Here is a 13,479-nt window from a genome sequence, read left to right as displayed (position 1 = left end):
AAAAGGAGTGCTCTTCGCACCCCTCACCCATATCACTCATACGTAATCATCTCTGCAATATCGCACCATCTGTCATATTCCAAGGCCTCGCTACCTTTAAAAGTCTTATCGCACTCTAAAATTAATTCCTTTATAAAGAGCAGCATTTCTTTACGCTCCGTGTTTTGCTCAATAATAAAATTCTCATTTAACAATAGAAAATACTCACCCTGGAAGCCTTCTCGATCAGGTACATCATACATTTGCTGACCGTTCGATTCGATAATGACAGGCTCACCGTTGCTGTCCAGCTTAGCGAACTCACGAATCAATTCCGCATGCTCTTCTTGAATTAGCTTTTGGCGCTCCATTAAGACTTTCACGAATCTGGTTCGCATTCGCGATTTCTGTCCTGTTAGTTCAAAGCTCATCAAAAAGGTAATTAAAGGCTCAACCTCAGCATTTTTTAGTTCCATTTGAAATTTCTCCTTTTATTTTGTTTGACGTTCAATATAATCAAGCGGATTAGAACGGATTTTTCGCTCCTTCAACAAATACAAGAAGAAGGACGACATCGAACTTAATCTTCGTTGAATTCTTCGTTCATTATTTCCTAGCTCCACGATGCAAAACGAAATAAAATCCTCAATTAGCGATATCATTCTGTCGATCCCATTCTCGGCATTCAAACATTTCAATATATCCTCTTCTGCCACAATCCCTTTTTCAACTCTGTCATGTAGAAAGACCAGCCATTGATTAAAATCAGATAAGTAACTTAATTGGGAGGATTCACTGAGACTTTTATATGTAAAATAACAACTCACATAATGTTTATTTTCATTCGCGACCTTTTCTAACTTCTCTCTTGTTACATATCGTATATATTTTCTGCTAGACAACTGACTATCCCCTGTTCTTTATTCCATTAGGCTTTTATCCACTAACTGTGTTTTCATTTTTTCTTTCAGTTCTTCAAATTCTTTAGCATTTGCATGGAAATTATCAATTGCACTTCGCAGGGTGCTAGACAATCTTTCGAGCTCTTTCTCCTCAAAACTCATATAAATCTGAAAAAGAGTCCCTGTATTAATCATGGTTTCAATGGCTTGAAGCTGCTCACTCAATGTAGAAGGAAGCTCTAATGTCGTAAAATGCTTCACCGTTAAAAACATCAAATACGGAACGATAATTTGTTCATACTTCTCCTTATCTTGCAATTTAGCTTGGTCAAGCTTATCGATCAGTTCTGTAATGCAGGAATCCATTTTGGCGGGACTAAAATATTTACAAATTTCTAAGCCAAACTGCTGAGCCTTTTCCCCAATGTCAATCGTAACGACAACCTTTTCCGTTTCGTTGAACTTCTCATTCATTTGTGTAATCAGTTCATAATTTAAGTTTTTTACTCGCTTTGCCATTTGTACTCACTCCTGAATCATCAATTTATAAATAAAATGTTCGTTTTATTAAAATTCGAAAAAAAAGGCGAGAAGGAGAACCCTTCTCGCCTTCAATTCAATACTTTATTTAGCTTTTGATATTAGTAACGAACAATCTTAACCATGTCTGTGCTTGCCGGATCTTTAAATACATCCAATTTCATATCGAATACGGATGGATCTCCATCAGGCTGCATAGTCAATGTAAACTCGGAACCGATTTTCGCTTTCGGAATGACGATTTGAACTTTCTCATCCTTACCTGTCGTTTCAGAACGCCATACCGTTTTACCAACGACACGATAGTAGCCGCTGAACTTATCGGACTTAATCGTAAGAACTTCTGCGTCACTCGTTGTTTGGTAAGTAAAGTATACAATAACCTTTTGACCAACTGGCAGGTCACTGGATGGAACCGTAATTTCCTTGTCCGTTACTGTGATTGATGCCGTTGGCACTTCTTTTCCTTGGCTATAGCCGTCTTCAGAGAAGTAGATTTGAACAGAATCTTTATCTGCCTTTTCTTCAAGAACAATTTTCGAAATATTCGAACCGCCGTCAGTTGCCACTGCTACCACACGCTCATAAATCACCTCCGTGCGTTTCTCCAGCTCAGTGCCTGTTTGCATCGCAATGGATTTTGGATTCAACAGTGCGTCCTGGATATTAAATGTAGCTGTACGACCGAAATCCCAACCTACAAGACGGCTTCCGCCTTTACCGCCAGTAGCAAAGCTGCTTTCTGCCGTATTTTCCAGATTAGATAGCTTCAATGTATCCAAGTACAATTCTGCCTTATTCGTCAACAAATTGTAGAACATTACATCTGCTACCTCTTTAACTCCAAATCGTGCCATAATAAATCCTCTCCTTAATAAGTTATGTTTGAGTTGCTTACATTCTAAATAGTCACTTATGCGTAATGATTTATTGTTTTTTGGTTATTCTATTCTCCAATCCTATTTTCCCCTTAATTATCTCTACTTGACCAATGACGAAGCTGAACATTCTGGGCCCCTGCCAGCATCGATTGAATACTAATATCATACTGATCGATAATCTCAAGCCGCTTGAACTTCCTGTACACTTGGAACACCGTTAAGTCCAGCATGTTAATTTCATTGATACTATATGATTTAGAGGTAATGGCTGCGAGGATATCAAAGAAATCTAAATTGGCGTTATCTTCATCATCTAGTCTATTTTTCCGCCGCTTTAGTTCATCTCGTTGTTTTGCCAGCTTATCCATTTGTTCTTTTAAATTTTTTGTTTCTTCATCTGCCGGATCGAACTCATTTCCCTTTTTTTCATCAAAATGATTGATGTAATTTTGCCATTTAATTATTTCCTGAATCTCTTTATAATTCATTTTATTAATTTGACGTGTCTCTCCATCAGTCATTGTAACTATTAAGCCTACGTTTTCCTTATCCGGGTACACTTCAGCTCTGAGAAAGAAGGAAACTGACTGCAAGAGAAGATCAACAATCTCATCACCACCTCCCAATAACAATAGCTCAAGCGTATCCATATGATCCGGTGCCTCCTTCAGGAGATTGCTATTATCTAACGCAATCATGTTTAAATATTTCATGTATTCTGAATATCCTACATCAATAATGTCTCTTATTCTCAACGGATAAATGTCACCAAAATTCTTTGCATAAATCGGCCTTCCTCCTAATAATTTCAGTTTTAAATCAAGACTCTCCATTGTTCTTCATCTCGCTCCTATTCATATACGCAGACAATAAAATAATTAATAAGAAATAATTCTTCACAGAAATCACCGTACTCCTCATATAAATAGATTATTCATTATAGTACTTTATTTTGCTTTTGTAGTATGACATGACTCTCTATATTTGGATTTACGACATTGTTTACAAATCGAACGAAGTCCTGATTTCGAGTTTTTCATAGGACTGAAGTATTTTGTACTCGCAATATAGCTCTGCCTGCAACAGTTGCATGTCTTATATTTTCCACGCAATATATATGTATATAGCCAATCTTCTTTACTTTGTTTATATGTTTCTACGAGCATAGATGGAATCGTATCCCTTGTCATTTTACTAAGTGCAGGTTTGGTCATTTTTAATTGGTATTTTTGATTTAACCGCTCAATCATGATGTCATGTGTGCAACCTTCGATTTTCCACATGAATACATCCTTCATGTAGTCCTTCATTACGGTATGATCCATTAATTCTTCAAAATTAAGCATCACTAGCTTTAAATATCCGTGAGTATCTTCGTATGACTTCTCTTTCAACTCCGTATAGCATTCAAACAGTGTTCGAACAATTTCAATATCGTCAAATCGAATATAGGAAAGTTGGTTGTTATCTTTTTCAATTTTGCTGATTTTATTGAATCTAATGTATTGCTTAAGTTCATTTTTTACTGCAATTTCGTCCTTTTGAATGTCTGTCCGAATCCATTTTAGTTTTTTGATCTCTGTTGCTGGCATTTGCTGACCCTTCGAATCTGTTCTCGTTTTTATGAGCTTATTAATCTGCTCAATGGTCTTACCCGTTTCTTTTAGCTCTGCATATGCTAATCGATCCTCCTTAAGAACCTTTAGTTTTGGAATTTTGATAATGGACCGACTCGATTCTTTTTTTGACTCCTCGACCACAATTATTTTTTCGATGGCAGACTCACGAATTTGGTTTCGCTTTTTTCGATATGCCGTAATTGTATCGGAGGCTGCATCACTATCTTGAGTATAAAGCAAATAATTTGCTAACGATTCTAAGTCCTTCGCTACCCTGTTGCTGTCACTTAACATCCCATGTTGACCGATGTGCGGGTTATATACTTCGTCAAAATAACGCACGATATCCTCATCATAATTTGAAATGATTTCTTGTACCGATTTTAAGCGAGATTTACTATCTGTTATTTCATAATCTAAATGCTCCGACATTTTCCCCATCTTCATCCACCCCTTTTTATATCATCATAATAATACTTTCTTTAGTTTTAGTAAACTATCATTTCGTACTTCTTTATAAAAAAAGCAGAGCCCACTCCATTCAAGTGGCTCTGCTCATCATTCTATTATTCAATTATTAGGTTAGATTTTAGTTTTCTCAATAACTGATTTTTCCAGAGCAACTTTACCCTGCGTCTTCCCAAGCAAGGAGACAAATGGCAAGCCGATTAAGGTCATGACCATGCTGATCATGTTCACCTCATTGATACTCATCGTGAATGCAGTATTTTTCAGCAATGTCGCGTCGGCGATCACGCCATGCAGATCCCCTGCATGATGAAGCGCGCGTACAGCCAGCAAGGACGTAAACAGGCCGATGGACAAACTCGCCATCCCTTGACGCAGCCAGCTATTGATCGAAGATCCATACCCAGACAGTTCCCGCGGAATTGCCGACATGCCTGCATTCAAAATCGGGGTATTGGCAAGAGCAATCCCTACGTTGCGAACTGCCATCCACAGCGTAATGTAGCTGTGAGGCGTATCTACCTGCAATCGTCCCAGCTCGTACGTACCCATCACCATCAGCAGCAGACCGGTGGTGATCAGTTTCACTGGGCCGAACCGTTCATACCAGCGTCCTGTGAACGGCATCACGAAAGCCATTAGCGCTGATGCAGGAAGGAGGACTAGCCCTGATACAAGCGTCGAGGAGCCCTGTACCCGCTGCAGAAATAACGGCGTTAATAACGCGCCCGCATATAAGCTAATGGTAATGATCGTAACGAGGATCATGCTGAAGGCAAATCGTTTATACCGGAACACTCGGAAATTCAGCAACGGATGCTCAATGCGGAGTGAGCGGCGAACGAATGCAATTAAGATAACTGTGCCGACAATGATGCAGCTAATTGTCTTCCAGGAGCCCCATCCCCAATTGGACAAATTGCCGAAGGCAAGCAGCAGTAACAGACTGCCCATTGCGACGGAGAAGAAACCAAGCTTATCAAACGTTTCTCCACTCGAAATACGATACATCGGAATGTAGCGCAGCACCGACACAATCGCAATCAATCCAATCGGCACATTCATCCAGAACAGCCAATGCCAATCCCCAACATGGACAATTAATCCAGCAAGTGTCGGCCCCACTGCGGGCGCGAGCATAGCAGACAAGCCCCACAGGCTTATCGCCATCGCTTGCCGTTCACGGGGAATCACTTGATAGACGACCGACATCGTCGTTGGCATAATAATGCCGCTGAACATCCCTTGCAGGACACGGAAGACAATCAAGCTCCACTCGCTCCAAGAGATTGCACACAATATCGAGCAAATCACAAACCCACTAAGGGCAAATACATACAACCGCTTCGTACTGAATCGGTTGCCCAAATATCCAACAGCAGGAGCAATAATCCCTGTTGCCAGCATAAATCCCGTCAATACCCATTGGATAGTTGTCAGATCGGTATTGAAATGATTCATCATGACAGGCAGCGCAATATTGACTGTATTCGTACTTAATACGGCCAAGAAGTTGCCGAAAAATATAGCGAAAATAATACTCCAGAACATACGGTTGGTCATCATAGGTTGACCTTGTTCTTCCATAGACATACATCACAGCTTTCTATATTCGATTTCTAATGCGCCCGTTCATCCATGTCACAGCTTTTAGACGACATGGCTCTCTTTCTAGTGTAATCCTTCACCCTCTATTGTGTCAATATTGACATATGAAATTGAAAAAAATGTGTATTTTTTTCGGCATATATAAAAAAAGAGCCGCAGCTTATATTCCCCTAAAAGCGCGACTCTGCATCAACAATTCAATTTTTTGATGCCACCGTATGTCCAATTACATGTGCAAAATAGGCGTTGTTCCGATCCATTGTTTCACGATCGATTCTCGGCAATTGCTGAAGCATCTGCTGAACATCCTTGCTAAATGTTTGCATATCCATCAGGTTCGCTTTATCAAAACGGCTATCTAGTTTCACAGGTAAGGCCTCTCTCTTAGCAGCATCCATTTCCTCTCGATTCTTCTTCATCCAGTCCTTATTTTGCGGGATTTGCTGTGCAAACTTCATTAGAACACCAAACCAGTCACCACCATTGATGATAGCTTCCTCCATCTGTTGGTGGCTTTCAGGCGCAAAACGTTTCATCAAATCCGTAATATTGACATAGTCGTCAGGAGCTCCAACTGGTTTTGGCGTGGGTTCCCTGTATGGATTTGCCCCAACTGCCGTTCCATCTGACGGATTTCGGGATAGAACAGCTATGTTATTGAGCGTGCTCAGCAATTCGGAACCCTCTTCTTTGTCAAAATAATGCCGAGCAACATACTTGGCTTGGGTTAGCCCAAGTTCCTGCAAGGCGTAACGATCAACTTCATCAGGCACAGATCCTCCAGGAGCAAGATTGGATTCAATGATCGTATAGACGGCTTTCCTAACTTCAGGGGATTTCCCTTCCAAGACGCGCTGCAAGGATTCATGGATATCCGCATTGCCATAGTAAGAACCAACGTGATGTTCAATAGCTCCGACAGCTAGCTGCCGTCCGGTCGGGCTGATTTCAACGGAGTCGTGCTTGACGTCATTCATTATGCCGGTAACTGTTCTCGTCTGCTTGCTCATTTGTCCGCTGCTGTCATACAGCTTCGGCGAAATTTGTACACTGTTTATTTTCATGATTGCCTCCTGCGTGATGGGGTCATCGTATGATTTTATCGTGAATCAGAGATGAATATTTCAGGATTCTATACCCTATATCGTCCTATGACAGTCAATAATTTACATCGACTTCCAAAGTCAGTAAGAAACCATAAGCCAAAGCGATATAGAAAGCCCCCAATACGCTTGCAGGCGATATTGGAGGCTATTTGCTGCTTACTTATAATAATGAAAAGTACGAACTGATTAACCTTCGATCATCATATTCTCATCCGTGAACAATTAACCTCTTCCTCCGTACAGGCTATAAGCGAAGTGATAGATAATATCCGTTGCACTTACGCTCGGACGTTCAGACACTTGTACGTTAATGCCACTCAAGTCATAATAATGTGTAAAATTAATAGCTCCCGGCAAAAATTCCCTTATACTGCCTGTTGAAGCCGGCAGACTTAATGTTGCCGTAAAATTTCCGTTGGCATCCGTATACACGGAAGCAGCACGAGTTCGATTGCCGCTGCCCTCCGTCCAATTCTGGTTCAGCCACAGGACATCCACCTTCGCATTAGCAACCGCATAATTATCCGATGTTGTCACCTTGCCGTATACCGTGAGCGTATCCTTGGCGCGGAAATGTCTTCCGTATTGGTAAGTCGGATAAGAATTCGGGCCTTCATTTGAATTAAAGCCGGTAATGGCAATCTTATCTGCACGCAGTACCGGTCTAACAGTCAACGTGTAATTTGTATTATCATATTGGCCTGTCGTATAGACACGAACATAGAATGTACCCGTTCCTATTCGAACGTTGTTGTCTGCCGGAGATGACAGCAGCCTCATTTGATTGCCTTCATAAGCCCCGTATACTTCAACCTTATATCCTTTGCTCATGGAGACGTTATCCAATGTTAAGTTCAATGCGTCATAATTGCGATTTTCCGGTACGTTTATTGCAAACCAATCATTATCGATCGAGGAACTGATTGAACGCGTGTTCAACGATGAACCAGATGTGTTTACCGTAAATCCGTAGGCGTGAAATGCATTTTCATCCGTCTCATAGGCGTCGTATTCTGAGCTGATGGCAAGTGTGACGTTAAACGGATCATTAATGCTTCCACCCTGCTTGGCATGAACCTCGATGAGATACGCTTTATCTCCAGACGTCGTGTTTTTGGTGCCGACGTTTTCTGATAACGTGCGCGTTCCGTTGGCGTAATTATTCATATATGTTCCGTAAATCGAGTGATCGATTGGTGTCGTATTGAGATTGCCTGTCGCCATATCGAATTCGTACAAATACAAATCGTAGTTCAACTGAGGAGACAATGGTGGATCCAGCTGTACCTGAAGTACGTCGCCAGGCTTCACGTATATCGGATATAAATGAACCGCTTCTCCTTCTTTCGGGATAACCCCGCTATATGTGGCGGTCGTTACCGTGTTGGATGGCTCCGCTAATGTGCGCAGGGCGCTTGTTTGAGGCAGTATTGCCTCGGCGTCATTCAAATTTATGGGAGCTGTAATCGTATGCTCCAAAGTTCCGTCCAAGCCTTCGGCAGGCGCGGCTTTCACCAGTTGTGTAACAGGCTCCGCATGATCCATTGTGGCTTGCAGAGATAATTCATTCTCTTGCATGGTTGCCGGCAGCGTCTCTGCGAATTTGTCTTCGGCTGCAGACACTACACTCATTTGAAAGACAAGCAGCAGGACGAGGCTTAGCACCATTACGATTGAAAACTTTTTCTTCATCGTGGACTTACCCCTTTCTCGTCATTGTATGAGACCTTGTAATTGGGAGGAACGGAAGGTCTTATTACTAAAGACGCATCCACGATGATTTTTCTAACGAAAAATATCATGACATCCCGAATGCAACCTTACGGCCATTTCTTTGAAAATTGCTGTCGCAGCTTATTCCGCGCTCTGGCCAGACGTTGGCTGATCACTTGCTCGGATAAGTGCAACTCCTTGGACATCTCCTTATACGATTTATTTTCAAAATAGTGCATATGAAGCAGGCCTCGGTAGTGGGACTTCAATTCCCATATCGCCTGATGCAGCAAGGAATCTCGCATTTTATTCTCTACTTCAATCGATATATCTGATTCCGTAGAAAGTGAGGTTGGGTTCGCCATGTGAATCATGGACTCAGTTGGTTGGATATAGTGGCTTTTATTTTTTCGAAGAACATCTAACGCAGCATGGCGCGCGACTTGTTTGACCCATGATCGTATAGCGGCAGGATGCTGCACACGATGGACATTAGCCAGCACCTTCATCGAGGCTTCTTGAATGACATCCTCCGTTAAAGAATGATCTTGAACGATGGAATAAATGTCCGCATATACAAGCTTGCGAAATTGATAATAAACATCTTCCTGCATCTCTAAATTCGCATTCTGTACATTGGAGTACAATTGAAGCAATGCTTGTCCCATTTTTGCTTTCCCCCGATCAAGTCATTGATATGGGGCGTTCTTGCTCCCGGTTGATCTGACTCGCTGCTGCTTACAAGCTCGCCCGTAAAAGCAACCCAGTTCATTTTGAGTATAACGCAAATATTCCAAAATGTAACAGTAATATAAAGATATTCATGTTATGTTCACATCCTAGTCTTCGTCATTACATTCGTCCTGTCAGTTGACCAATCCATAAAAAAGAAGCACCGATTCCCGGTGCTTCCTTCTCGATTATGCCTCGCAGCATGTAGCGTATAAATTTACTTTTCGTGCGTGTGCCTTACTTCGAAGACGCGGCACCTTGCTTGGATCCTGAATTCGAAGTCCGATGAGCGAAATTAAGCTTGCGCTGCAGCACACCGAATACAATATCAGCAACAATAGCGAGCAACGCCGCGGGGATCGCACCTGCGTACAGTCGGAGCGGGTTCTGTCCGTTCAAGCCGGAATAGATCTCTCTTCCTAGTCCGTCGCCACCAACAAGTGGAGCAATGGTGGCAACCCCGATTGCAATGACAGCCGCGATGCGAAGCCCAGAAATAACATAGGGCAGCGCAAGTGGAAATCTTACCTTGAACAGCAGCTGCAAAGAGCTCATCCCGAGCCCTCGTCCCGCTTCCACGTAGCTGCCGTTCACCTGCTTCAAGCCGACATACGTATTGCGTACGATCGGGTTCAAGGAATATAATAACAAGCCAACGACCACGGTCGTCGTTCCAAGTCCAAATACGAGCATTAACAGCACAAGCAGCGCCAGACTCGGTACGACCTGCAGCATGCTTGTCACGGCCAGAATGAACTTGGCCAGCTTCTCATTCTTGGAGCAGAGCACACCGAGAGGGATACCAATCGCGAGCGCCAGAACAATGCCGCCTATCACCATCATCACGTGCGTCACAAAATACTCCCACAGCATGCCGCTGTTCCTTCCCATGTAAGACAGTAAATCTGCAATTGACCATTCGTAGTTACTCATCCATATCCCCCTCTCATTCGCCTTGCAATAGGCCGACTTGTTTCAAATAATCAACCGCAACTTCCCGTTCGCTCTTCTTCTCAATATCCACCTGATAATTGAGGTCAATCATCGTCTTCTCATCGAGCGTTCCCAGAAGCAGTCCGATCACGCCATTCAGCTCCGGATGCTTCTCCAGCACATCCTTGCGAATCACTGGCGATGCATCATAAGGCGGGAAGAACTGTTTGTCATCCTGAATCGTGGTTAGATTGTATGCTTTCAAACGCGAATCTGTCGAATACGCAAGCACGATATCCACCTGATTGTTCGCCACCGCCTCATACACAAGGCTCATTTCCATCGGGAACTCCTTGCCGAAGGCGAAGCCGTAGGTTCGTTGAAATCCCTTGTATCCATCCGCATCGCGTTCCAGCCATGTCGTATCGACACCAAGCCGCAGCTTGTCAGCATCCTTCGCTACATCCGAAATTGCCTTATACCCCTTCTCATCCGCGAGCTTCTTCTGAATCGTGAAGGCATACGTATTTTCAAAGCCAAGCGGTTCATACCACTTGAAGTCAAAATATTTATCGAAGCCCTCTTGGGCCTGCTTCAACACTTCCCCGCGATCTTTCGTTTCCTTTACAGGGAAGTGGTTGTTGAAAATCTCTCCCGAATACAAGGTCGCCATCTGCACCTCGTTCTTCTTCATCGCATTAATGACAACGGGACTCGCCGCCAGATCCGGCAGCACTTTAACTTTAATATTTGTACGATCCTCAATAAGCGCCTTATACATTTCTGCAATAATCTTTGTTTCTGAAAATGTCTGGGTGCCGATAACTATCCGGTTATCGGCTCCGCACGCGGACAACAATAATGTCATCACCAGCATAAGTGCAGTACCGCCAGCAGCCCATTTGTGTCGCATTTTCATATGCGTGTCCTCCCTTATTCAGACGTTAGCACAGCTGTCCATGAAAATTTGACAACCATCTCCCGGAAGGTCGTCAGTCTACCATTTACAGCTAACTCTAAACTATCGGTAACTCTCATCTGTCTGACCGCGATTAGCAGCAGACAAACAATTAAACCAATTTCCCTAGTACATTTATCCGACTGTCCACCCCGTTCACGTACGGCAATTTATGCGGCCATGCTGCTCGTCCGTCCGAAACGGCGTGTCAGTGCTCGTTCAAGCCATCCCAGCAATGCGTCAATGACGAATGCCAGTACAATGGCCCCAACAGCTCCTGCAACGATCAATTCCGGCTTATTCACGCCAAGACCGGATACGATAAGCTGTCCAAGACCACCTGCACCGATCAGTGCTGCAAGCGTGGCCCAACTGATAATATATACGGTCGTAATTCGTATCCCCGACATGATATAAGGAAGTGCCAGAGGGAGCTGTATGCGAAGAATGCGCTGCATTGTGTCGTACCCCATACCTCGAGCAGATTCCAGCACACCGCGGTCGACCGACTCGAAGCCATCGTACGTATTGCGCAGAATCGGCATAATGGAGTACAAGAACAAGGCGATAATCGCAGGCTTCATCCCAATCCCCATCAGAGGGATCAGAATAGCAAGCAAGGCCAAGCTCGGAATCGTCTGCAACAAGTTCGCGCCGAAGAACACGATGCTGTTCACCCACTTCACGCGATTGTAGACGAGCAGGATTCCTAATGGAATTGCAACCAAGCAGCCAAGCAGCACGGAGGCTGCTGTAATCGTCAAATGTTCACGGAGTGCCGTAACGATGTCGGCACCGCGCTCCTGAAAGAATGCCCACCATTCATTCATCATCCGTTACGCCTCCTCCGCATATGCTTTGGCCAGCTTATCGACGACAGCTGGATATACCTCGGACAAGTGCTTGACGACGCTCCCCCGCGTAATGAGTCCTACAAGGGTTCCCGCATTGTCGATCACCGCTAAATTCGTCAAGCGATGATCATTCATGATGTTCAAGGCATCTGGCAGCGGCGTTCCCGCTGGTACCGAATAGCCAATTGGTTTCATGACATCCTTGACCGTCTTGCCTTCCTCGCCGTATTGATCGAGTACGTTGTAGATCGACACGATGCCTTGAAGCTTTTTGGCACGATCTACGATGAACAAGGAGTCTACCTTGCGATGCTCCATCATTTTAATCGCTTCAGCAAGACCGCGGTTCGGGAATGCCGTCGCTGGTGTTGTCACCATTACCTCATCTACAGTAGGAATCTCAATTGGGGACTCGCTCTCCAGACGCTTCTGTCCAATGAAGGTACGAACGAAATCATTCGCCGGATGCCGGAGAATCGCTTCCGGAGAGCCTGTTTGCACGACCACTCCATCTTTCATGAGTACGATGGTATCCGCGATTTTGATCGCTTCATCCATATCATGTGTAACGAAAATAATGGTCTTGTTGAAATCCTGCTGCAACCGAATCAATTCATCCTGCAATTGCTCACGACTGATCGGGTCAAGCGCACTGAACGGTTCATCCATCAGGATAACATCCGGATCTGCTGCAAAAGCGCGAGCCACACCTATACGCTGCTGCTGGCCGCCGCTCAACTCAGAAGGATACCGGTTGCGGTAAATTTCCGGATCTAGATTAACAAGACGCATCAGTTCGTCGACTCTAGGGTCGATCTTCTCTTTCTCCCACTTATTCAACCGTGGGACAACTGCAATGTTGTTCCCAATTGTCATATGGGGGAATAAACCAATATTTTGAATAACATAGCCAATATTGCGGCGGAGTTCTACGGGGTTCTGCGACGACACGTCTTTGCCGTCAATGAGAATGGTGCCGCTGGAAGGAGTCATGAGACGATTAATCATCTTCATTGTGGTCGACTTTCCGCAGCCGCTCGGTCCAATAAGAACGGTTAGCTCTCCCTTCTTGAACTCAAGATTGATGTCCTTCAACGCCTGAAAGCCATCCTCATACACCTTATTCACATGCTGGAATTGAATCATGCATCGCTCACCTCTTTTATAAGATTAGATAATATATTTC

The 13,479-nt window shown here is 43.8% G+C and carries 13 protein-coding genes; all 13 read right to left on the bottom strand.

Annotated features, from left to right (window positions below; genetic code table 11):
- Positions 1-32: 32 nt before the first annotated feature.
- The 13 genes from BP95_RS0106745 to BP95_RS0106680 all read right to left on the bottom strand — a co-directional run bounded on the left by BP95_RS0106745 (position 33) and on the right by BP95_RS0106680 (position 13,439).
- The gene (locus BP95_RS0106745) at positions 33-455 is read right to left on the bottom strand and encodes a hypothetical protein (protein WP_028531725.1); all 423 of its coding nucleotides are present in this window, start codon (positions 453-455) and stop codon (positions 33-35) included.
- Positions 456-899: 444 nt separating this feature from the next.
- Positions 900-1,400, bottom strand: a complete 501-nt coding sequence (locus BP95_RS0106735) for a hypothetical protein (protein ID WP_028531724.1) — start codon at positions 1,398-1,400, stop codon at positions 900-902.
- Positions 1,401-1,522: 122 nt separating this feature from the next.
- Positions 1,523-2,278 carry a hypothetical protein gene (locus BP95_RS0106730; RefSeq protein ID WP_028531723.1) on the bottom strand — a complete coding sequence of 252 codons (756 nt, stop codon included), beginning with the start codon at positions 2,276-2,278 and terminating at the stop codon, positions 1,523-1,525.
- Positions 2,279-2,391: 113 nt separating this feature from the next.
- The gene (locus tag BP95_RS0106725) at positions 2,392-3,135 is read right to left on the bottom strand and encodes a hypothetical protein (RefSeq protein WP_028531722.1); all 744 of its coding nucleotides are present in this window, start codon (positions 3,133-3,135) and stop codon (positions 2,392-2,394) included.
- A gap of 114 nt (positions 3,136-3,249) precedes the next feature.
- The gene (locus tag BP95_RS0106720; protein ID WP_021256332.1) at positions 3,250-4,362 is read right to left on the bottom strand and encodes a hypothetical protein; all 1,113 of its coding nucleotides are present in this window, start codon (positions 4,360-4,362) and stop codon (positions 3,250-3,252) included.
- 141 nt (positions 4,363-4,503) lie between these two features.
- The gene (locus tag BP95_RS0106715; protein WP_028531721.1) at positions 4,504-5,982 is read right to left on the bottom strand and encodes an MDR family MFS transporter; all 1,479 of its coding nucleotides are present in this window, start codon (positions 5,980-5,982) and stop codon (positions 4,504-4,506) included.
- Between the two features lie 212 nt (positions 5,983-6,194).
- Entirely contained in the window at positions 6,195-7,061 is an 867-nt protein-coding gene (locus BP95_RS0106710) for a hypothetical protein (protein WP_028531720.1), read from the bottom strand.
- 264 nt (positions 7,062-7,325) lie between these two features.
- Entirely contained in the window at positions 7,326-8,795 is a 1,470-nt protein-coding gene (locus tag BP95_RS0106705) for a hypothetical protein (protein ID WP_028531719.1), read from the bottom strand.
- A gap of 128 nt (positions 8,796-8,923) precedes the next feature.
- Positions 8,924-9,484, bottom strand: a complete 561-nt coding sequence (locus BP95_RS0106700) for an RNA polymerase sigma factor (RefSeq protein ID WP_028531718.1) — start codon at positions 9,482-9,484, stop codon at positions 8,924-8,926.
- 301 nt (positions 9,485-9,785) lie between these two features.
- The gene (locus BP95_RS0106695; protein ID WP_028531717.1) at positions 9,786-10,481 is read right to left on the bottom strand and encodes an ABC transporter permease; all 696 of its coding nucleotides are present in this window, start codon (positions 10,479-10,481) and stop codon (positions 9,786-9,788) included.
- 13 nt (positions 10,482-10,494) lie between these two features.
- Positions 10,495-11,400 (bottom strand): glycine betaine ABC transporter substrate-binding protein, encoded by a 906-nt coding sequence (locus tag BP95_RS0106690; protein ID WP_021256338.1) that lies wholly within the window; start codon positions 11,398-11,400, stop codon positions 10,495-10,497.
- A 209-nt stretch (positions 11,401-11,609) separates the two neighbouring features.
- Positions 11,610-12,269 carry an ABC transporter permease gene (locus BP95_RS0106685; protein ID WP_028531715.1) on the bottom strand — a complete coding sequence of 220 codons (660 nt, stop codon included), beginning with the start codon at positions 12,267-12,269 and terminating at the stop codon, positions 11,610-11,612.
- A 6-nt stretch (positions 12,270-12,275) separates the two neighbouring features.
- Entirely contained in the window at positions 12,276-13,439 is a 1,164-nt protein-coding gene (locus BP95_RS0106680) for an ABC transporter ATP-binding protein (protein WP_021256340.1), read from the bottom strand.
- Positions 13,440-13,479: the final 40 nt, after the last annotated feature.

The organism is Paenibacillus sp. UNC217MF (genome assembly GCF_000686865.1).
Classification (GTDB): domain Bacteria; phylum Bacillota; class Bacilli; order Paenibacillales; family Paenibacillaceae; genus Paenibacillus_B; species Paenibacillus_B suaedae.
Note: the sequence above shows the minus strand (reverse complement) of the source record. Positions and strands in the feature narration are given on the sequence as shown.